The organism is Paenibacillus harenae (genome assembly GCF_030812415.1).
GTDB lineage: Bacteria > Bacillota > Bacilli > Paenibacillales > Paenibacillaceae > Pristimantibacillus > Pristimantibacillus harenae_A.
In genome coordinates, this window is the sequence record NZ_JAUSST010000016.1 from 1 (window position 1) to 23,925 (window position 23,925).

The window sequence follows — 23,925 nt, forward strand, 5'->3', positions numbered from 1 at the left end:
GGGACTCCAGGAAAATAAGCGAACGAGCTTGTTACCAAATAATAATCATCTTCGACACGGCAGATGCTCGGGTCGGGATAAAAGCCTGGAATTACCGGATTGCTATACGTCGCGGTGCTGCTCGTTGTCACCATGCTACAACTCCTAATCATTCTAAAGTTTGATAGTACCGAAGACCTTTCATTCGGATTATAAAACACGGCATAAGCGAGCACCTTGATTTTCAAGTCAACGAATAGCATGATTTAGCCATTTGTATGTCAAGCGCATGGTTTAGCATAAAAAAATCCGCGAGCTTATAACGCTCGCGGATTTTGATGCTTATTCCGACCAAAGCTCAACGCGGTCCTTCACCATCTTTGTAAGTTCTTCATTCATCTTCGCAACGCCCGCGTCTTCCAGATCCTTCAGGAACTGATCGTAGATCTTATCGAAATCTTCCGGCTTCGCCAGAATCGCTTCCGGTATGCGTTTTTTCATAATATCTTCCGTTTTTTGTTTAATAACGTTCGCCTCGGAGGTCGAATCGAACGGAAGCGTCCATGCCGCGCCGTATTTGCGTTCAGGGAACGCATCATCGGAAGGCCACAGATCCTTGTAAGTCGTTGCGCCGTAAGCCTTCAGCGTCTTTTTGTCTTCTTCCGAATAAGCGGCTTGGATCTGCTCAGGGAATGTCGTCGTGTAGTAATTTCCGGACGGATCCTTCACGCCGTCCCCGTAACGGGCGGATATGTTGTAGTTGCCGATACCCGTTGTTTTCACAAAAGTGTTGTTGTCATTTGTTTTCTGCTCCAGCAGCTCGGCAGGAATGACGCGTTTGCCGTCTACCATATTGTAATGCTTGCCTTCAATCCCCCAGTTTAGAAGCACTTGGCCTTCATCGGAAGCAAGATAGTCCAGGAATTTGATCAAACGAACCGGATCTTGAGCATCTTTCGTAATCGCAATCCCGAGGGCTGGAAGGTAACCCGTACCTTGGAAAGAATGATCCTGGTACGTTTCGTTTAATGTTACAGGGAAACGAGCGTATGTCGAAGCGAATTTGCCTTCAGCTTTCAAAGCGCTCTCAGCTTGGTTGTAATCCCATTGCTGGTCGATAAGACCCAGAACGCGGCCGGAAGCGATTTTTGCTTTGTATTGGTCGTATTTTTGAATGAAGCTTTCCGGGTCAAGCAAGCCGATATCATTCATGTGATTGAGCCAACGGAAATATTCTCTTTCTTCCGGACGCTGGTAGTGCATAATAGCTTCATACGTTTCTTCGTTAATGAAGAACTCGCCATTGTCCGGAGCGCCGGTTGCCAAGAAAGCAGGGTTTGTTACGGAAATCAGAATTTGCCATTCCCCGCCGTTAAGAGACAAACCGATATTCGGTTGGCCGTCTGCCGTTGTCGGGTTTTTCTCCAGATAGGTTTTGATTGCGGCTTCGTAATCCTTCACGGTTTTGATTTCCGGGTAGCCGGCTGCTTCAAGCACTTGGTGCTGCAATTGGAAGCCGCTTCCCGAATCAAAGTACGTATGATCGACGCCGGTCAGCGAAAGCGTATAAATCGCATCATCATCCTTGCTCCAACGAAGACGGTTATAATATTCGCCGTAAACCTTTTTAATGTTGGGAGCATGCTCTTCGATCAAAGGACGAAGGTCGAGCAAAGCGCCTGCATCGACCATTTTGTTTGTAGCGACGCCCGGAACAACCAGATCCGGATACTCATCGGTTGCTACCATAAGCGCGAGCGTCTCATCGCCGTTGTCGACAAGGAATTCTGGTTTAATGGTAATGCCTGTTTTTTCTTTAATAAATTTGCCGATATCGGATTGCATGTCATCCCAATTCGGGTTGTTGCCGCTTGCGAAGCGAATCGTCATGGGTTCGGCCGGCGGCTCGTTTGTTGCATTTGTTGTTTCTGGCGTCTTCGTGTTATTACCGCCTTCATTATTCGAATTGCCGCATGCTGTGGCGAATACGAATACGAGTGCCAACATCAAACTAAGCGCCATTTTCATCTTTCTTTTCATTTCGTTAAAGCCTCCCTTTTTTCATGTGCGTGATTTGCATGTATATAACAGGAAACCTGCTATTACCAAAATTAGCTTTTAACTGCGCCAAGCGTCATTCCTTTGACGAAATACTTCTGAAGGAATGGATACACAAGCAAGATGGGTACGGTAACGACGATCGTAATCGCCATCTTGATGGATTCCGGCGATACGGCGGCCATTGCTTGCTGCGCGTTCGGGTCGCGGTAATTGCTGCCCGTCTGCGTAGATAACAGCACCTTCATCAGCTCGTACTGCAGCGTCGTATTTTCCGGATTCCTGTTATTAAACAAGTACGTATCAAACCAGGAATTCCAGTGTCCGACAGCAATGAACAAGGCGATTGTCGCCAATACGGGTTGGCAAAGCGGAAGAATAATTCTCCAGAATATAGTCCAATCATTCGCGCCGTCAATTTTCGCCGATTCTTGAAGCGCGAACGGAAGTCCGTCGATATACGAGCGGATAACGAACACATTCCAAACGCTGAGCAGTGCAGGAATGATGTAAATATAAAAGGTACCGATCAAGCCTAAGTATTTCATCAACAGGAAGCCCGGAATGAGTCCGCCGGAGAAATACATCGTGAGGGCGAACAAAACCGACATCCATCTTCTGCCTTGAAAATCGGGACGGCTTAACGTGTAAGCCATCATGGACGCTGCCGCGACCCCCATTGCCGTACCGACTACCGTCCGGATGACGGTGTTTCTAAAGCCGGTTATCAAGCCCTCGAAGCCGAAAATCGTTTCATAGTTTCTTAAGGTGAATTCCCGCGGGTAAATCGTCAGACCGCCTCGTACGGTATCCACCGAATCGTTAAATGAAATCGCGAGTACATTTAAAAACGGGTATAAGGTCGCAATAGCTACCAACGTCATGAATATATAGATGAATAGGTCGAATAGTTTATCGCCAATATTTTTATGAACAACTCCTTGCATATGCCGCGCCTCCTATATGACTGTTTCTTTGGTGACTCTCTTGTATATTCCGTTCGCGATAAATACTAATAGGATGCTGACTACGGAATTGAATATACCGATTGCCGTACCGTACGAATACCGGCCCATTTGAATACCGTACTTAAGCGCATACAGATCCAACACCTCTGAATAATCAGATACCACAGGGTTGCCAAGCAAGAACTGCTTCTCGAAGCCGATACTGATTAAGTGTCCAATCGACAAGATGAAGAGCACCATGAAGGTTGTACGAATGCCCGGCAGCGTGATATGCCACATCTTGCGGAATCTGCCTGCGCCGTCAACCGTTGACGCTTCGTAAAGCTCGGGATCGATGCCTGCCATCGCTGCCAGGAAAATAATCGAGTTCCAGCCCATTTCCTTCCATAAATCCGAAACGGTTAAAATTCCCCAGAACAAATTGCCCTTAGCCATAAACTGAATAGGCTGGTCGATAATGTTAAGCCACATGAGCAATTGGTTCACCGCGCCGCCGTCTGTCGAAAGCATCTTATATACGAGTCCGGCTACGACAACCCATGAAACGAAGTGAGGCAAATACGAAATCGTTTGAACCGAACGTTTGAAAAACTGGCCTTTCATCTCGTTTAACAATAAGGCGAATATGACAGGAATCGTGAAGCCTACAATGAGCCCCATCGTGCTCATGGCCAACGTATTCCGTAAAACGATATAAAATCTTTCATCTTGGAATAACTGTATGAAATTATCAAACCCTACCCATTTCTGATCCAGAATGGAATCTTTCGGCTTGTAATTTTGAAAAGCGGTAAGCCAGCCCCATACAGGCACATAACTGAAAATAAAGATCCATATGACGAATGGAAGCGACATCAGGTACAAGTAACGCTGCTGGAATGCTTTGAACCAGAACCGGTTCCTTTTGAGCGTCGACCCTGCTTCCGGGGTCATTTCTGTTAGCGGTTTCATCTGTGCTCCTCCTAGCTTCTTAAGCTTCCTCTTTACATGTAATAGCTTACCCTCTCTTGTCTGTACTTATCATAAACGATAGAGACCATTCCATAGCACCCGGTAAAGTCGACCTAAAATCATATTAAAACATGCGCTTTCAAACGCTTTCATAGAAGCGCAAAAAAAGACACCATCTAGCTTCGATTTCATAGAAACGAAGCGTTAATGGCGCTTTTTTTGCTCACAGAACGATTAAATTAGATTTTGATCGGCCGAAGCCGCTTTCCGTACGCTAGAGGAGGTTCCCTTAATCCTATTGATCATCCGCTCCAAGATTCAACTGAAACTCCTTATTGCGATCGCAGATCAGGACTCCATCCACAACCTCCAGCTTGGCCACCTGAATGGAGGAGCGGCGCCATTCATAGTTGTTCGAGTCTTCATGATGCCCATTCACACGGCCGGGATGGGTAAAATAAAAGATATACCCTTCTTCTCCTTGCACGACCACATCCGCGTGAAGGCCGATCGTCCCGTCATCCTCGCGTCTGCCAGGCTGGTCGAGAATGATGCCGTTTCGCTCCCATGTCATAAGATCATCGGAACGGAATACACCTTGACCTCTCCACTCGTCTACGATCATCCAATAAAAGCCGCCCAGGCGGAAAACATTCGGTCCTTCATGGCCTCTTTCGGTGATCACCGGACCAATAGGCTGCCACTCATACAGATCGTTGCTCTCGGCAGCGTAGGTATGATTCCGCTGCTTAAACCACATTCGGAACATGCCGTTCGGCAACTGGTACACGCAGGCATCAATCACGTTCTCCTCGCTAATCCCAAGCGTGGACTGGAACTCCCAACGAATCAGGTCGGGGCTTGTATAATGCCGGATACGAGCCTTGCCCGTCCAATCAACAGGTACGCCATGGACGTAAGTGACATACATATGGTACAGCCCGTCATGCCAGATAATTTCCGGCGCCCAGAACGTATTTCTGCCCCATTCCGTTTCGAGACCTTGCAGGGTTCCCCGGTACAACCAGGTAGATCCGCCATCCGATGAAGAAGCAACGCCGAGATCGGTGCCATGCACCCATCCGAATTTCGGCCCATCCTGCGTTGCGCGGCGGTTCGTATAGATCATCCACCATTCCTTGGCGTGCCGATTCCATATGACTACTGGATCCGCCGCTCCATCATAGATGGGATCCCTGAATAATGGCGATTTCATTCCTTCTCCACTCCTCGCACCTCATAACCAAATTGGTCTACGTCAATATAACCCTGCTCACTCTCGCAGTTAAAGCTGTATACCCCGATCCGGTCTCCCCTGTAATTGCCCCATCCCAGCTGATATGCATCTCCAAAGCTCTCGAATTGTACCCCATCGACGCTGTATTCGAACCGGCTGATTCCGTCTATGTTCCACATCGACCTTAACCAAAGGGCAGTGCCTGTTAGTTTCGGGCCCCATACGACCGTTCCCGAGCTATTGAACTTCAGGACCCTTGTTCCGTTAAGTTGTTGAACGCCAATCGTGCAATAGGTTTTCGCAAAATGGCAAAGTCCCGCTTCTTGTCCATCCGCCATGCCGCCGATCTCTATTTTCACCGTTGCTTCGTTATGAATGGTTCTGAACGTTCTTTGCGAAAGGACGTTGCATACGGTAAAAAAATTGTCCCTGTCGATAGGTTGGCATGCGTGCAGACGCAAATAGCCGGGCCGTTCCGTTAACGACCACTTATCGGCTCTTGGCTGATGGTTCCATCCCCAATAGGGCGCAAGATCGGCTCTGTCAAAATCGTCGTATGTGGAAAGAACCGTTGCGGGATACCCGTTAATCGGCTTCCTGCCTCCCCATGCCATCTCCCCGACTCCGTCGCCGTCCGTATCTTCTCCGATGATCGGCCAGCCGTCCACCCATGTTACGGGCAGCAAGTGAAGCGGTCTGCCTTCGTGCCCGCCCGTTCCCTGATGGCTAATGAAGTACCAATCCCCGGAAGCCGTCTGGACAAGTCCGCCCTGATTCGGCTCCCGGTCTATCTCCTTTCCGTGTGTATGGATAATTTCCTTTTCCTCATAAGGACCATAAATATGCTCTGCCCTTAACATCATGACAACTCGGGCTTCATCGCCTTCCCGAGCGCGCACCTCGCTGTGGAAGAAATAGTAGGTTCCATTTATTTTGTAGAGCTTATTGGCTTCGCTCCCTTTGTATTGATGGATAATCCTATCGCTGTCATGCAGCAGCTCTTTGCCGTCTTCGCTAAGTTTAATTAAATGAATATTGTAGTTATCGGCAAAATGAGTGGCAACCAGGTAGCCTTGCCCGTCATCGTCCCAGAATGGACAGCAATCATCCCAGCCGGCCACCTCCCAAACCCGATGAAGCGGCTCCCAAGGTCCAGCCGGATCGGAAGCCGTGCTCATAAACAAGCCTTCATCGGGCGTGAAGAAATACACCCAATATTTATCCTTATGGAATCGGATGGCGCCGGCCCAGACGCCTCTGCCGTAACGATTCATGCGATCGTAATTGTATTCCGGGCCGATGCTTGTCAAATCTTGAACAACATGTCCGATCATGCTCCAATTCACAAGATCCTTGGAATGCAGCACCGCCATCCCCGGAGAGCAATGCAAGGTAGAGGAGATGGCGTAATAATCATCCCCGACCCGAATGGCATCCGGATCGCTATAATCTCCGGGCAAGACAGGATTGACATAGGTGCCGTCTCCCTGATCTCCCCAAGCTCCCTTCTTCGATAATAAATGGTAATGATCAACCATAACCGCTTCATCCTTTGCCTGTAAATTAACTGATCGTTGTACATCTTCAATACCACTTCGTTATCCCTCGTCGTCTTGCTATTCGGCCCGTTACAATCCCGCAAGGGCAGCGATTTCGCCGGCAGAGAGAGCATGGTTATACACCCGGAAGTCATCCACTTTCCCATCGAGGTATGGATCGGAGGTATATTGGGAACGGCCGATCCAGTTTTGCGTGGTGGCTCCGAGATCGGACGGCTTAATGGTCATCGCGTTATTTTGCCCGACTTGAACACCGTCCACGTAGAGGGTACCCGTTGAGCCATTTAAGGTGACGGCCACATGATGCCAGCCTCCCGCCAGCAGCGCCGACTGCCCGTCAATGATTTGTTCGCTCGAACCGTTCTTCTTGATCGCAAAGCGGATTTTTCCATTCGCTCCGTTTTTCGGCGTGAGGAACATATTGGCCGAAGTTCCGGAACCGAAATCAAAAATACGCGACCAGTTCTTCACGCTATCCAGATTCACCCAAGCCGCAATGGTGATCTTGTCGCTCCCGGAGACTATACCGGAAGGAAGGGCCACGTAGCCGTTTGTTCCGTTAAGCTCCACTGCATTGCCGGCTTTGCCTGTCGTCCAGTCTGCGCCGCCATTCATCGTTCCAAGATTGAAATCTCCTGATGCGTCTGCCACTGTGACACCGCCGGGTTGGTCAAATTTATACCAGGCGATCATGCCGGGTGCGGCAAGCGCGGCGATCTCGTCGGCAGGAAGCGCTTGGTCATAAATACGGAAGTCATCCACTCGTCCGTCGAGATAGGGATCCGGGTACTGGGAGCGACCAATCCAATTCTGAGTGGTGGCGCCCAGATCGGACGGTTTTATGGTCATCGACGTATTGCTTCCCACTAGAGCTCCATCAACATAAAGAGTGCCGGTCGAACCGTTTAACGTGACGGCCACATGATGCCAGCCTCCCGTTGGCAGCGCCGATTGGCCTTCAATGATTTGCTCGCTCGAATTATTATTTTTGATCGCAAAGCGGATTTTTCCATTGGCTCCATTTTTCGGCGTGAGGAACATACTGGTTGAAGATCCGGAACCGAAATCGAAAATTCGCGTCCAGTTGCTCGCCGTATCTAGATTCACCCAAGCCGCTATAGTGATCGTGTCGGTCTCGGAGACTATACCGCCAGGAAGCGCAATATAGCCGTTCGGTCCGGCAAGATCCGCAGCGCCTCCGATTTTACCTGTCGCCCAGGCTGTACCGCCATTCAACGTCCCATGATTGCCGTTTCCGGATGCGTCTGCGGCTGAAGTTCCGCTTGTTTCGTCAAGCTTATACCTGGAAATGAGGCCCGCGACCGGCATGCCAGCGGTTGTTGCGGAAGCAATGGCCGACGTGTCCGACTCTCCTATTGCATTCACTGCCGTTACCTTGTAATGGTAGGCGGTAATCGGCTTTAATCCCAGGCTGGCATACGAGGTTCCTGTAATCACGTTACTATTAATCTTTGTATAGACGGCATTCTCCGCCAGAGAATCGGCGGCGTATACATGATACCCCGTGGCTCCCGTTACTGCCGGCCAGCTTACGTTAATCGATCTATGGTCTGCTGTCATAGCCGTCACACCCGTCGGCGCTGCCGTTACGGTTTCCAACGTTTGTCCGTTCATCACACTCGTAACTTCAGATGAGCTTATCGCGCGGGTATAGATTCTGAAATCGTCCACCCGTCCGTCGAGATACGGGTCGGCGTATTGGGAGCGTCCGATCCAATTCTGCGTCGTTTCGCCCAGATCGGACGGTTTCATGGTCATCGACGTATTGCTTCCCGCTTCACTGCCGTCAACATAGAGAGTCCCGATCGAACCGTTTAAGGTGACGGCCACATGATGCCAACCACCCGTCGGCAGAGCTGATTGGCCTTCAATGATTTGCTCGCTCGAATTATTGTTTTTGATCGCAAAGCGGATTTTGCCATTGGCTCCGTTTTTCGGCGAAAGGTACATATAGGTAGAGGTTCCCGAACCGAAATCGAAAATACGCGTCCAGTTGCTCACGGTATCCAGATTCACCCACGCCGCAATCGTGATCGTGTCGGCATCGGAAACAACGCCGGCAGGAAGTGCAATATAGTCGTTTGTCCCGTCAAGAACTACTGCGTTTCCTGTTTGCCCGGTTGTCCAGGCTGCGCCGCCATTTACATTCCCGGTATTGCCATTTCCAGATGCGTCTGCGGCCGAGGTTCCGCTCGTTTCGTTAAATTTATACCAGGCTTTTAAAGCGGCGTCGGCGATGACTTTTACGGTTGCATGGTAAGATTGACCGTTATATGTTGCGGTAATCGTAGCCGTACCTGCGCTAATCCCGGTCACCAAGCCTGCCGAATTGACGGTTGCCACGGCCGGGTCGGATGAAGCAAAGCTCGCTTGGCTTGTGAGAACCTGACTGCTTCGATCCGGATGAATGACCCTTAGTACGGATTGGTGCTTATGGTTGACCTTAAGCTCATAATGGCTTACATCGAAAGCTGGAACGCCGGTTCCTCCCGTTGTGGCCGATACAACGGCAAACGTTGATCCACCGGATACGCAGACCTTATAATAGTAAATCGTATTTGGAGTCAAGCTTGTATCGCTATAAGTCGTTGTTGTAATTGGCGCACTGTTAATCTGCGTATACGTGCCATTTTCTTCTGTGGATCTATAGATGTTGTAACCTAGCGCGTCCGGTACAGCCGTCCATCTTAAGTTGATCGTATCCGTACCTGCCCTCGTTGCTGTCAGTCCCGTGATATTACCCAGAATGATCCGGTTGCTGAGGCCATCAGCCTTGGCTGCATCGGGCGTGTACAGCAGCGTCGCCAGCGGATAATCCTTTCCTGCAACCTCCGGCATTCTCGTTTCGTACGCATAGGCCAGGTATTTGAATTTTTCCTGGGTCATATCCTGCCCTTCGATATATTTGTAATAGTTATATAGAACACTGTTGAACCCATCGATTCTGCCTCTTAGATCCGGGTTAATCTGGTCAAAAATCTGACCGGAATAGCTTTGGTTGGCCACCGCAGGTGTCCATGGCACATCATATCCCAAATGGTACTTCAGTGCATATGTTGTCCCTGCCAACAGGCGGTCATCGAGGAAATTGAACGGATTTACCGCATTAGCGGCCTTAGACATCGTTCCGTTTACCGGGTCAACCTTCGTCCCCTGGGCGTAGATGGTCTGAGCCAATGTAGACAATCCGGCGATATTGGCATAAGAATGTCCCACATCGCGACCCATTTCCATTAACTGCACATGATAATCCGACGGGTCGAGCGGTTCTCCTGTCATTTCGTTTTTCGTCATCCATCGCATTTCATGCTTGATTGAACCGTTTCTTCCTCCATCATCGCCTGCGGCGTTAACCATTGTTGCTTCGACGGCCTCTGCATACAGCTCCAGGTCATTGGTAAAGATCGCCCGCGCCATCGTTCCCATAACCGTAAACTGATGCTGGTTCATGAAAAAAGAATGAGCGTTATAAGTGACCGAGCAAAGCTCCATCATATTGGTAAAATTCTGAGTATCGGTTTCTGTCCATTTCAGACTTTCCGTCGGCGTATCGGAATATCGCATAATCTCGGCAGCCGCCGCGAGCAAATAAGTCATCGTCGCAAAACGGAAGCTCGTATGAGGGGCAACAGACTGGATACCGGAATAAGCTCTGATGATAGACATCGCACTGGAACGGTACGTCTCATCGCCGGTAATATACCACATAACCGCTTGTTTAAAAGCGATTAAGGCATCCGTATTCGCACGCGTTCCCACATAATCGCTTGGGTTTGCCCAATATTTACCGTTTTCATCGGTAAAGGCCCACGGCCCGCGAATATTAACGAAAAGATCATTTCCGGCTTCATATAAGATTCTTGGATTCGGTCTGGATTGCGGGTCGGCGGCAAACGCCTCGAACGCCGTATCCCAAGGCTCGTCCCCTGCTCTTACATGGTCGCGCATATTGTCCAGATCGGCCAGCGACATGGCAATGCCCGGATGATGGATCGTCGCCGATACCGTGTTCCCGTTTGCATCCGTGTAAGAAGCATTCACATCGGCGCTTACCGCCTGCGGTTTGTAAGAAGTAATGAGCGGTGAAACAGCCGCATTCGCTGTTTCGATGCCTTTATAACCTGTAAAGGTCATGGCTAATGTAAAACAAAGAAAACTGAAAAAAGTTTTCTTTGCAAGCGCTCTCATTTGCGATGAGTCCATTTCATATGCCTCCTTTTATTTTGAACATTCATAGCCTGTTTTTCTGATAACCTCCCACATAGTTCTCACAGTTTAATGAAGAGAGACCCCTAACCTCAACATCGAGATTGGGGCCTCTGGTCATGCTTACGCCAAATGATACCCGAGAAATTTCGTTTGAGCTAGATCACGATCTGAGCCCAGCGGATCAGAATATCCGCTTGCTCTTGCGTGAAATATTTCCCGGTTTGGTCCGTTACCTGTTTGATATAGTCGGCCATCATGCTCTTCGCCGCGTCGGTTTTGCCGCTGGCGGCTGCAGCATTGGCCTGATCAAGTTTTTGATTCAGTGATTTGGCCACTGTTTGCCATTCTTTGGCGCCTGTCGCCTGCAGGAAAGCATTGGTCACGGTCTTCAAGCTGTCAAACGTAACCTTCACCGTAAACGTATGGGAAGCTGTCGTTTGATTGCCCGCCATGTCCTCCGCCGTGACCGTTGCCGTATTCTCACCGGCCGACAGCGTATATGCCTTCGCTTGAACCAGCGGCTGGCCGCACGGCGTACCGTACACGCTCGAAACGACATCGGTCGCGGTGCACGTAATGGTTACCGTCTGGTCGATCATGTACGACGTCGCGCCCGTTATCTGAACGACCGGTCTGCTGCGGTCGATCTTAATCTCCAGCGTTTGCGCCTCTTCCGGTTCGACGGAACGGCGGTACATAACCTTATTCGTTCCCTCTTGGTCCAGGGTGACAGACTCGTTATACTCGGCCCAAGTGACCCCGCCGTCCAGGCTGTATTCTGCGATTGCCGCAGGAGACAGCGTGATCGTGACAGGGGAATTATACCAGCCGTTCTTGCCGTTTGGAGCTGCCGGATCTACGGATGCCGTTACATCCTTCCACTGCAGCCCTTTGAGAGCCTCAAACAGACTCGCGGATGCCGCATCGATCTCGGCCTGGGTTGCAGCTGCATTATTGTAGACCGATTGTGTATTCGATACTTCCGTTTGAAGCGCTTGTACGCTCCCCTCTGTGTAGAGCTCGGCATTGACCTTCGCTGCTTCATCAAGCAGGACCGGGATCAAGGTATTGTCAATCCAGACCTTCGCCGTGTTGTTCATGGCCGCCTTGATCTCTTCCGCGCTCTGGGCGTAGTTGTAGACGCGGAATTCATCGATCATCCCATTGAACAACGGATCGTTAAACTGGCTTTTGCCAATATAATTAACGCTCGGTTTAAAATCGCTCGGCTTGATTGTGGCGCTGCTATTCGTCGCCTTCAGTTCCCCGTTGACATACAGCTTCGCCGAACCGCTTCCCAGCGTCACCGCCACATGAACCCATTGATTAGCGGCAAGCTGCGACGTTTGCACGATTTGTTCGCCGCCGCCGTTCTTGATCGCGAAACGCAGCGTATTGTTGCCCGATCTTGGTGTAAGGAACAGGTATTGATTCGTATTTTTGCCGAAGTCGAAGATTCGCTGCCACTGGTTGCCGCCCTTCCAATACACCCAGGTTGCCAGGGTGATTTCATTGTAACCGGCCAAAGGATGCGCGGGCAGCAGTTTGACGTAGTTATCGGTGCCGTTCAGATTGATCGCTTGTCCGACCTTTCCTTCCGTGTAAACCGGAGGTCCGAATACGGTCGCTCCGGATGCGGACGAGCCGAACGAATTATTCGTATTTCCTTCAAACGCATAGAGCGAGAGAGGGACGGGAACAAGCGACTTTTCCGCCTGGTCAAGCTCAGCTGCAAGCTGCGTTTTATCGGCCTCCGGCTTCGCCATCTCTGTTTCGACCCGTGCCGCTTCCTTGAGGTACAGATAGTAGCTGCCCTTTGTATAATCTTCAGCCGGAAGGATATTAAGCTTCACCTTAAAGTCCACCGCCTGGCTGACCGAATAATTTGTGTTGCTGACGGTGAAGGTTACCGAATGGCTGCCGTAATCGGCCTGACCGGGTGTCCAGCTGAATGTGCCGTTCGCCGCATTAAACGCCGCCCCTGCCGGCAAATTCGCGGCGCTGTAAACAAGCGGACCACCCGTCGGATCGGATGCTTGCACCTGATAGGTGAATGCCTGCTTCGCCGTCAGTTCCACCGTCGTATCGGGATTAATAACCGGCTGTCCTTTGACCGTGATTTTTATCGTTTTCGAAGAAGACATTTCACCTGCCGTCGCTGTAAAGGTTACGGCATGCACGCCGCCCTGTTCTTTACCCGGCGTCCAGATGAACGTTTGAGTTGCTGCATCAAAGGATGCTCCTTCGGGCAAACCTTGTACCCCATAGACGACTTCGGCAGCCGCATTGACGGCTTGAACTTTGAATGTGAGCGTATTTTCCGCAATGACGGTCTTGTCGGCAAGGGATTCAAGAACCGGCATGCCCGGAATATATTGCAGTCCTTTCAATGCCGTCAGCAGGTTGTTATCCGCAGTGTCAACCTCTTCCTGCGTCGCATCCGGGTTATCGCGCACCGCAGTTGGTGCAGCTACCTGCTGCCCGAGCGCTTGCAAGCTTTCTTCCGTGTAGACTCCGGCATCTTGCGCCGCCGCCGCTTCATCCAACAAGTACGCGAGCAGCGTCTTGTCAATGCCGATTTCAAGGAACTCGATTTCTTCAAAGTTTACGAAGCCGTTATGATCGTCATAGATCCGAATGTAGCGATAGGGTGTCTTTTCCGGGTTAAGTGCGGAATACCACTGATAAATCGACGCATTCGGAATCTTGTACAGATCGGTCCAACTCACTCCGTCATTCGAGCCCTTAAAGACGGTGCCGTTGACACGGCCCACATGCGTTCTTCGTGGCAGGTAGCGGAACGTATCCACCACTTTTTCGTTTCCTGCGCCAAAGTCCACGTCAACCCAGCTTTCTTTAGACCTGGTGTGGGCAATCGTGTCAGGATTTTCATCAAATAAATACCATGCGTTCTGTTCCTCGGAGATGTTATCATTCTGCCAGAACTTCTCAGAGGCCCTGGCCATCGATGGATCCATCTGAATTTTCGTCAGCAATGTCCGAACCGAAACGAGCAGCTTCTTCGCATCGTAGATTTCGTCAATCAGATGCGCCTCATCAAATTCAGGCTTCATCATCTCAGCTTTAATACGATCCAATTCCTTATGGTACAGGAAGAAGCTCGCCTTCGTATAGTCGTAGGCCGGCAAGCTCTTCGCATGCTCCATCACCGCCGAAATCGGATCCGCATCAGCGGAAACAGTGGCCGAGAACGGTTGCGGGGAGCCGTCTTCATGAACGGCCAGCACCTTATAATACACACTGCCATACTGTAAGTCATCCTGGAAAGGCATCGCTCTTGAACCCGTGAGGACCTCCTCCCAGGGGGAGCCGTCTTCCAGTTCGGACGTGCCTGCCTTGAATACGGGATCGGTCAAGCTCGCTTCTTCATCATTGGTGCGGTATACGTTGAACCAGGAAGCTTGCTTTGGTTTATTCCAGTGCAAGGTGATTTGATCTTTATCTTTTTCAATAAACGGCATCAGACTATCTCTCGGTGTACCCGATACGGTTACTTCACTGAATGCTGCCTCTTGAGACGATATGAGTCCTGTGTAATAGGCATATGGGAATAAACTATCTATCTCGGTAATGTATTCCCAATCGACGCCATCTTTCGATGCAAAAGCATGGGCGAGCTGTGAGTTATGATGCCACAACAGCTTGACATAAGGATAGTCATTGACATGATAGCCTTTAATTTTATGATTCCACGGACTTACAGGTATACCGCCATTCCATACTCCAAAGGACACTCGATTACGATGCTGCAATACCAGGTTCCCTTGGTCATCCGCTCCAAAATAAAGATAACGGGAATTTTCAGATAGCTCTTCCCTTAACATAATACCGCTGAGAGCGCCGCTATTCTGATCAATCCTGGCACTAATAGAGCTATTTCCAATGGCGGCCTGATGGGCATAGTGGAAGGAGTCCTTAATATCTCTTCTATAGATATTAAAATCGTCCCCTTCTCCCAGCCCTTTTCCATCCACATTCTGGATTGTAATCTCATCACCATTAACTGTTGCGCTGCCTTGAGTGGTGCCAATGAGATCCTGCTGCCAAGGGGATGCCAGATTTTTGGATGCGGCATCGCTCAGATCAGCTTTTGCGCGCCATGATTCCCAGCCTGATCCATGTTCATTCACGGCTTCCACTTTATAATAGTATACTTTTCCATTCACCACATCGGTATCTTTATAGTGATTGCCCGTTAACCCTTCTGCGATCACTCCATACGGACCCTGTTCTGTTTCGGAACGCTTGAGGGTATATGTTTTTCCTCCGGCCGTGGTTTTCCATATCACATCCACATATCCGTTTCCTTCAACCGCTTTGACAAAATCGACATGATTTGGTTTTGGCATTGGATCAAATTTGGACGATAATTTAAGAACCATTCCTCTTTCAGGTCCAATGGTTACTTTTCCATTGGTTACCGGAATATTTGCTTTGGAAACAAAATCGAAGATCTCATTTCCTGTATAATCGGAAGGCAACTCCACTTCAAAGGTACTTTCATTCTCGTATTCAGTACGAGTCGTATTCATGAGGATGAAATACTCCCCATATCTTGCAGCCATTAAATCCGTCAAAGCCCCATAAGGGTGATCGACTTCAAAATTGTCTCGCACCACTTTACCAACCCCTGGCTGATACGCAATGGGTAATATTTCACCTGCCAGGGATTGAGGCGCAAATCCTTTGGTTGCAGGATCATTTCGCTGATAATAGAGATCGACATCTTGTTGTCTGATGTGGTAATCCTCATATTGAAATTGGTTGTTGTGAGCAACCTGTACCACTCGCACATTCTCAGGTGTGACAATATGAAGCTTGCCAGTAGCCGGAACTCCCATATTCAGCCATGCTAAAGCCCCGAACATTCTAAAGTCCCCATCTCGCATGGAGATGAATGCATTATCTACATCGAACCACGCAAACTGTTCATATTCCTCCGGATTCACACCTAATGCAGCAATCTCTTCTTCTGTATAATAGTCAAAATCAGTCTGAGGAAGGACAACCCCGGCCTTTACATCATTAAATCTGGCATAGTCCTTCCGGGTTTTGAATATATAGTCATAGGTGTCACGCAGATGGAAATCCCTCGAAGACAAATCCATCAATATGCGATTATCCATCTTCAACTGCTGTACGGCCCCTACGGCATATTTGGCATACTCCCAATACCGATCCCATTCCGAACCGCTGTAACGCTCCTCATGATCCGCCATGTACTTTTCTAAATAAGCATAGGACGTGCTATATCCGAGCAATCTGGCGCCATAAGCAGGAGTTCTGGAGGGCATACCCCCATTTCGTTCATCTATAGTGGCATTCATCGCTAGGAGTCGTTTGCCCTCATCATCCAGGTCATTGATTCGAGTCCACAAACGAGCATAAAAGTTGTTAAGAGCAAGTTTCAGAAGTTCATCATTAAGTTCTTCATCCCCAGGCTGATCCAAGGTTTTATAGAAGTAATCCAATATATAATTGGCTACTTCACCATAAATTCCCACATAGTGATTTTCTCTTGTCAGCCCGGCTTTGGTTAGATTGGTATACTGTTCTCCATAAGGCTTGCGTCGTACAACCTGACCTTCTTCATCCAATTTGCTTTTTGCAAGTCCTTTTCCGACAATGTGTACATAGTCATCTGTAAAGACAGCTGCACTATCATGAGAAAACAAAGAATGATAGAGATCTAATTCTTCCCCATTAGGACCGACCAATACTTCTTCGCCTAACCAAGGTGTTCCTCCAAATATTTCCAATAAAATTCGATGACTGCGCTCTTTCCCTTCATAAAATTCGGACCCAACCATCCTGAGTCCTTCATGAGCTTTCCATGCGCCTTCGTACGTATAGAACACCTGATTCGTAATATAAGATTGTCTCGAACGGGCGAAATCAAAATTCGCTTTCAATACCCGTTCCCATGCCATGCGACGGGTTAATGGTTCACCATTCCACCCTGCGCTGGCAAGGGAAAATTCGCCTTCAACCGTTCCCGTATCAAAGGGTTGATCCAGAAAGGCATTATATTCTTCTTCTCCTAACACGTCTTCATCAAAGATCAGGGTTTCCGCAAGATACAAAGCCTCGCCCAATTCGCCATAAAAGCCGCCCCAATCCCCCTGGTGTCCTCCGCGAAGCACCAGTCTTGTATTTCCATAATAGTTTTTCGTATGAACATCGATGGCTTGAAACATACGCATTAACGCTTCGCGTTTCGCTTCCGGGGTTTTCATTGGAGATATGTCCTGTTTCAAGACCATGGCATAATACCGAAGAGCATTTGTGTATTTTGCGATATTTAACGTGTTATTCGGATTATTGCCAAGATGGTTATAATGATTCATAAAGGTGTTAATGGGTTCTTGACTTAACTGTGCAATTCTTGCTTCAATTTGCTCAGTCGTTTCTTCAGGCCGCACTACAGTCTCCGGTCCCTGATTTTCTTTAAATTTATACCCCTGCACTTCATCATCTACATTAATATAAGCCTGGGTATGCGTATAACCGATATAGTACCCTCTTGATTGTTGTTCTACCTTGCCAAAGGGATCCGTTGTATTAATTGTGATTTCAACGATTTCCTTCCCTCTCGTGGACTCCAGTGGAAGCACAACAGTGCTGTATATAAATTGATTCGGTGCTCGTTCGCCACCAATAAGAGCACTATAATCCCCTCCTCTGAAATACCCGACCTGTTCGCCATTGATCACAAGTTGTGACCGAACTCCTGGTTCCACAGAATCATTTCCTGAAAGCTTCACCGTAAAGTAATTTTGCAGATACGGATCCACCTTCATGGAGAAGGTTAAAAAACCTCCTGTATCTGAAGCAGGAATACGCGGCTCGGATACCCTGGCCTTCTCTCCCAAAAAACCGGTGATCACGCTCGTAAAGTCGCCTCTGAAATTGTGAGCGTTTTCAGAATCGGCATGCCCAAAATCGATCTTGTCCAAAATACCTTTAGCTGGTTCAGACTGTGCGGGTTCAGGCTGCGAATCTTCATTAGCCGCGTATACACGATTGTTCGTCATAGGGACGAACAATGACACCAGCATGACTGCCGCCAAACAGACGGCCAGGGCGCGCGCCGCCCAGGTTGTTTTCCTGTTATACAAAATCATTAGATAAGTCCTCCTTGCGTAATTTTTTTTGCTTGATGCTTTTATCCCCATTTTGCACCGTATACTCTTGTATTCTCTCACCCCCCTTTCGGTTGTCATTTAATAAATAGGAACACCTATAGATTTGATTGAACTAAATCTACAGATGTCCCTAGTTTATCGTGATGTAAATTCTGTTATTTTACTTCTGAGCGAGGAAGGCGTTGATTTGATTCTTCAATTCTTCTTTAATCTTATCTACACCTGAATCCTTCAAATCCTTATTCATCTTCGCCAAATTGTCTTCAACTTCGCCAAAACCGGACAATAAGAATGGAAGATACTTATCCATAACGGTGTTGCATTTAGCCATTTCATTTTTCACAGGCTCTGGATCAAATGTAAATCCTGCCAATACATGTTTCTGATACGTATCCGGCTTAAATTGATATTCCGTATATTGTCGAATCTCCTCCGGCAATCCTGCAGGCATTCTGGTCAATGTCGGATTCCAGGTCAACTGGTAACCAGGGAAAGAGTAATTTTTCGCCGGATCGACTCCATCCGGAATCTTCCACTCCTTATCCCCTACAGCTTCCCAGTTTTTACCTTCGATACCATAAGTGAATAAGTCATTGTTCTCTTGACTGGAGAATACCCAATCCAGGAATTCCATGGTTCTGTCAATTTTTTTAGAAGAAGCAGGTATTGCCATGAAATTCCAAGCCTTGCCATCCGTAGATTGCGTTCCAGGCGCCATCTCCTGATTGTTCTTAAAGATCGGCCAGAAACCGATTTCCGCATTCGGATCTAACGCCTTTTGCTCGGCTTCTTTCCCCTTGAAACCGCCTACAGTCATGTATCCGGCAGCTTGACTCATACCTGTTCCACTCGTGTTTGTCAAGGTATCTGCCGGAATAAATTTGTTAAATCGCTTCGCTTGATTAAACTGGTTCATCAGATAATTCAAACCGTATTCGGGATGAAAGTTTGCCCATTCGGATGCCGGATCGCCATAAGCCGCCACACCCGCAACGGATTTCCCATCTTCGGCGATTTGAACATAAACGAAGTTTCTCTTCGGATTTCCTTGGCCGGTAAATGGAAATACTTTCCCCTCCAGCTGCTGCGCATTGATATCGGTAAATAGTTTGAAGAAAGCCGTATTTCCATAGTTTCCAAACGGGATCATGTCTTTTTCGTTTTCTTTCACTTTTTCTAGGAAGTTGTACAAATCGTCATAGCTGCTGATATCGTTCATTCCATACTTCTTTAACAAATCTTTTCTGTACCATACGCCTTCCATATCCATGAAAGAGTTTGTAACCGGAATAGCATAGGTTTTGCCAAAGATCTTATTATCATTGATATACTCTTCTGAGAAAGCCTTTTGAAGTCCAGGATATTTGGGATTGTTAAAGTATTCGCCTAAATCTGCCAATACGCCGTCTTTGGCAAATTTGGCCAAATCCCACGGGATAAAGAGGTCGACGTCTTCTCCCGATGTCATCCATAATTGATGTTTTGTCATATAGTCGGCAGCCGGTGTCCATACCACATTCAATTTCGTATTAAGCGTATCCTGCGTCCGTTTCTCAAACTCTCTAAAGGCGGGATCGACATCGCGATAATGCCCGTTTTCATTCCCGAAGAAACGAATATTAAGCGTAACCGGATCCTTCCTTGTTGCGGGTTCAGTACCTTCTGCCGCATTGCTGTTAGGCGCAGTGCTCTCAGCCGGCTTGTTTGGCGCCTTGCTGCTGCATCCAACAAATAATGTAGCGAGCATGATTACAGCAAGCAGCGTGACTAAAAACTTTTTGTTCATTTTTTTTCCTCCCTTTTTTACCTAAATAAATCTCTCGCTAGCGTCGTGGTAACACTGAAAGCCTTTTCCCTTTTGACTCTAATACCACATTTATGGCTGTTCAAGTTCTCGTTTTATCAAAATGCCGATTTGATGGTTTTTGAACCTGTTCAAAAACACACTGTAACGTATCCCGATGCTATTTGAACTCAGGCGGTTTACAAGAAAAAAAGAACCGACAGCTTAGATGACTACTTCAACATAGTCAAGTCCGCTGCCGGCTCTTTTTCTGTTTCACTTTACCCATTCGAAGTTCGCTTGCTTTGACTCCCGCTATCATGGATACTCATTCTATAATTCTCCGGGGTACTGCCAATGTGTTTTTTAAATACGATAAAGAAGATAATGCTTTCCGACAATAAAACGAAATAAAGAGAAGCAGGCGTTAATCCTGCTTCTCCGTGATCGCAGTTATAGTTTGTACAGCCCGATCCAATCTCCCCTGTAATTGCCCCATCCCAGCCGTTAAATGGATGCAACTTATTCATTCCAAAGCTTCACGCGGTCCTTCACCAGCTTGGTAAACTCTTCGTTCAGCTTCTCGACGCCCGCTTTCTCCAGCTCCTTCATAAAGTCGTCCCATATGGCGTCGAATTGTTCTGGCTCTGCCAGAATCGCTTGGGTAACGCGCCTCTTCATAATGTCCTGACACTTTTGGAAGATGACATTCGCTTCAGAGCCGGTCTCCATGTTGATGTTCCATGCCGCTCCCCACGGTTTAACCGGGAATTCTTCCTCGGACGGCCACAAATCCTTGTAACTTTTGATATTGTAAGCAGCCAGTGTCTTCCTATCCGCCTGGGTGTATTCCTTCTCGATTTGTTCCGGGAAGACAGTAGTGTAATAGTTGCCCGTTGAATCCTTCACGCCGTCACCGTAGCTCGGTCCAAATCGGTACATATCTACGCCTGTCGTTTTTCTAAAGTTCCAGTTGTCATTGACTTTCATATTCAGAATATCTTCCGGAATGACACGTTTGCCGTTTTCCACCTTGTAATGCTTGCCTTCGATTCCCCAGTTGAGTAGTACTTGTCCTTCATCGGACGCCAGAAAATCGAGAAACTTGATGATGCGAACCGGGTCTTTGGCGCTCTTCGTGATCGAGATGCCGATCCCCGCCAAATATCCGTAGCTCTGGAAGTCATGTCTCTTGTAGGTTTCATTCAAGGTAACCGGGAAGTTGGCGTAGGTTTGATCGAACTTGCCTTTCTTCCTCAATACAGCTACTTCACCGGCGAAGTCCCAATCCATATCGATGAGTCCCAGAACGCGTCCGCTGGCAATCTTCGCCCTGTACTGATCATACTTCTGGACGAAGCTCTCCAGTTCCAGCAAGCCGATGTCGTGCATATGGTTCAGCCATCGGAAGTATTCCTTCTCTTCCGGGCGCAGGTAATGGAGCTTCGCCTCATAAGTATCCGGATCGATATAAAATTCTCCTTCATCCTGCGCGCCAGTCGTTGCGACAGCCGGGTTGGTTACGCTAATCAAAAATTGCCATTCCCCTCCGTTCAGGGACAAGGGAATGATCGGTTGACCGTCGGCCGTGGTCTTGTGTTTGTCATAATAAGCCTTGAGAGCATTCTCGTAATCCTGCACCGTCTTGATCTGTGGATAGTTCAGCTCCTTCAGCACGGCGTGCTGCAGCGAGAAGCCGCTTCCTGCCTTGAAGTAGGTTTGGTTTACAGGTGCTGTCGGCAGGACATATATACCATGGTCGTCATTGCTCCAGCGCAAACGTTTCATGTATTCGCCATAGACCTTCTTGATGTTCGGCGCATGCTCTTCAATGAGCGGCGTCAAATCAATCAATGCGCCGGCGTCCTTCAGCTTGCCCACGCTGACTTTGGCCCAAACCATGTCCGGATATTCGTTGCTTGCCACCATTAGCTCGAACATATCCGTGTCAGTGCCGCTAATCGGGAATTGCGCTTTGATCGAGATGCCGGTTTTTTCCGTTATGAGCTTGCCGACCTCGCTTTGCAAGTCGTCCCATAAAGTGTTGAGGTCACCAAATGCTAAAGTGATTGTCATGGGTGTGAGTTCTTTGTTCGATGATGCGTCAGGACTGCTGAAGCTATCGGAGTCCGAGCTGCTGCTGCAACCGGTGGCAACAAGAAGTGCTCCGAACATTATAAGACATGCCGCTTTAAAATTTCTGGCTTTCATGAAATGCCGCCCCCGCTCTAAAAAAACAATGATGTTTCCAATGAAACTGCCTCAGCCTTGGGAGGAACCCCTTTGATCGAAGATGGGGAAGCTCCTACATATTTCTTGAATTTGCTATGGAAATAACCCACATTGGGATAACCTACGAGCTCCTTTGTTGTAATTGTACATCTCAGCCATCGTCTCCAGCTTTAGATTTTCATAATAATGCCGCTGGATAAAATCCATCACTTGCTTGACCACTGGCAGACTGCCGTTCACCCCCAGCCTTCCCGCCAGTTCGGCTAGCTGGGAATGAGCGGCGTTCATCGCCCTATCGTAGTGGGTGTGCTGATTAAGCTCAGCAAGCAGAGGCGCATAGTCCTGGAAATTGACGCTTTGATGGAGAGCTGACAATTTGCTTAGCGCAACGGACATCACTTTGGTCAGGCCAGACTTGATCGCGGTTTCGGAAGAATCGTAAGCCGCAAGCGCCCTTCCCGCTTCCTCAAGCGTTTCCGCCACCCCTTCGCGTCTGCCGAGATCCAGCATATAGAACAGCTTGGTTGCGAGCGCTTCCAAATTCGGTGGAGCATGACTGTTCGGCTGCGTCGCAGAATGGCTCAAGTCTGGTTCCGTCACTATGTGGATCTGCCCTCCGGCAAGCAGGAAACGGTTTTTCAACAAGCCCAAGGCATCCTCGTACGATTGACGGATATCCGCAAGTTCATAGACAATTCGTCCAGCGGCGGCAGTGAAGCACAGTTGAGGCCCACACGAGTCTTGCAGAAGCCGGGTCCATTCGCTTTTGGTGTCGGGCCGGTTCAGATCTTCCTTCGACAGGAATCCGATATACGGGCCGGTCTGAAACCCGTACCCGAGGCCCTCCTCCTCCGCGGCTTCCAGCCATTTCTTCTTGACGTATTCCAGATACGCAGGTCCTGCGGGAGTGCTGTCCTCCGCCGCAACCAATAGAATCTGCTTGGATTTCCCTGCGAAGCTGGTTAAGGGTACCAGTTCGCTTTCCAGCTCCTGAGCGTCTGCCGGATCAGCCGCGATCAACTTGAGGATAAGTTCCTCCCGCAGCGCGTCGGCATGGAATTCGGATAATTTTGCGCGACCTGACAACTGATCCAGTTTGGTTCTGATGCGCAGCAGTTCCTCCCTTAGCTCCTCTACATCGATTGGCTTGAGCACATAGCCGCTCACATCCATCTCGATGGCTTGCTTGGCGTAAGCAAAGTCGGCGTATCCGCTCAGGATAAGAAATTGGCACTCCCTATCCGTCTTGCGAATTTCGCGGATCGCTTGAAGACCATCCATGCGCGGCATCCGGATATCGATGACGATCAATTCAGGAGAAAGCTCCTGATGGAGGGCAACGGCTTTTCTTCCGATTGAGACGTCTCCCACCACGCAGAAGCCAAGCGCTCCCCAATCGACAATTTTCAGAAGCCCCTGTCGGATTGCCGGTTCGTCGTTGACCACTAGCACTTTATACATGCAAATTCCCTCCCAACGGTATGGAAAATGTTATGCGCGTACCGGATCCCGGCGGGCATTCCAGCGTTAGGCCGAATCCTTCTCCGTAAGTTAGAACAAGGCGCTGATGCACATTGCGAAGTCCTATCCGATGCTCCTCGGCATCTTCCAAATCCTGACATGCAAATTCGATTTCCCGCATTTTGTCTTCCGGTATGCCGCCCCCGTTATCCTCCACCATAATCACTACCCGGTCCGACTTCACACGCGCATCGATGATTACGAGTCCTCCCTCTTCAACTTCCCCCAGCCCGTGCACCAC

At 48.8% G+C, this 23,925-nt stretch carries 12 protein-coding genes; all 12 read right to left on the reverse strand.

Translation table 11 applies throughout. The features are described 5' to 3' along the window. On the reverse strand, positions 1-134 hold a 134-nt coding region (locus tag J2T14_RS30610; protein ID WP_307477019.1), incomplete at its 3' end, for a family 43 glycosylhydrolase. 187 nt (positions 135-321) lie between these two features. Further along, positions 322-2,019, reverse strand: coding sequence for an ABC transporter substrate-binding protein (locus J2T14_RS30615; RefSeq protein WP_307476997.1), 1,698 nt, complete (start codon positions 2,017-2,019; stop codon positions 322-324). A 71-nt stretch (positions 2,020-2,090) separates the two neighbouring features. Beyond that, complete coding sequence (locus tag J2T14_RS30620; protein WP_307476999.1) at positions 2,091-2,984, reverse strand: carbohydrate ABC transporter permease; 894 nt, start codon at positions 2,982-2,984, stop codon at positions 2,091-2,093. Positions 2,985-2,996: 12 nt separating this feature from the next. Next, complete coding sequence (locus J2T14_RS30625; RefSeq protein WP_373458241.1) at positions 2,997-3,956, reverse strand: ABC transporter permease; 960 nt, start codon at positions 3,954-3,956, stop codon at positions 2,997-2,999. Between the two features lie 295 nt (positions 3,957-4,251). Beyond that, entirely contained in the window at positions 4,252-5,172 is a 921-nt protein-coding gene (locus J2T14_RS30630) for a glycosyl hydrolase (protein WP_307477002.1), read from the reverse strand. Then, positions 5,169-6,731, reverse strand: a complete 1,563-nt coding sequence (locus tag J2T14_RS30635; protein ID WP_307477004.1) for a glycoside hydrolase family 43 protein — start codon at positions 6,729-6,731, stop codon at positions 5,169-5,171. The genes J2T14_RS30630 and J2T14_RS30635 overlap by 4 nt, the downstream gene beginning before the upstream one ends. Positions 6,732-6,821: 90 nt before the next feature. Beyond that, entirely contained in the window at positions 6,822-10,976 is a 4,155-nt protein-coding gene (locus J2T14_RS30640; protein WP_307477006.1) for a LamG-like jellyroll fold domain-containing protein, read from the reverse strand. Between the two features lie 161 nt (positions 10,977-11,137). Continuing rightward, on the reverse strand, positions 11,138-18,127 hold the full coding sequence (locus J2T14_RS30645) for a LamG-like jellyroll fold domain-containing protein (protein ID WP_307477008.1): 6,990 nt from the start codon (positions 18,125-18,127) through the stop codon (positions 11,138-11,140). Positions 18,128-18,308: 181 nt separating this feature from the next. Further along, positions 18,309-19,934 (reverse strand): ABC transporter substrate-binding protein, encoded by a 1,626-nt coding sequence (locus J2T14_RS30650; RefSeq protein WP_307477010.1) that lies wholly within the window; start codon positions 19,932-19,934, stop codon positions 18,309-18,311. 519 nt (positions 19,935-20,453) lie between these two features. Next, positions 20,454-22,142: an ABC transporter substrate-binding protein gene (locus J2T14_RS30655; protein WP_307477012.1), complete on the reverse strand. Its 1,689-nt coding sequence runs from the start codon at positions 22,140-22,142 to the stop codon at positions 20,454-20,456. A gap of 114 nt (positions 22,143-22,256) precedes the next feature. Next, on the reverse strand, positions 22,257-23,624 hold the full coding sequence (locus J2T14_RS30660; RefSeq protein WP_307477015.1) for a response regulator: 1,368 nt from the start codon (positions 23,622-23,624) through the stop codon (positions 22,257-22,259). After that, positions 23,617-23,925: sensor histidine kinase (locus tag J2T14_RS30665; RefSeq protein WP_307477017.1), on the reverse strand; the 309-nt coding region annotated here is incomplete at its 5' end. The genes J2T14_RS30665 and J2T14_RS30660, both read right to left, overlap by 8 nt.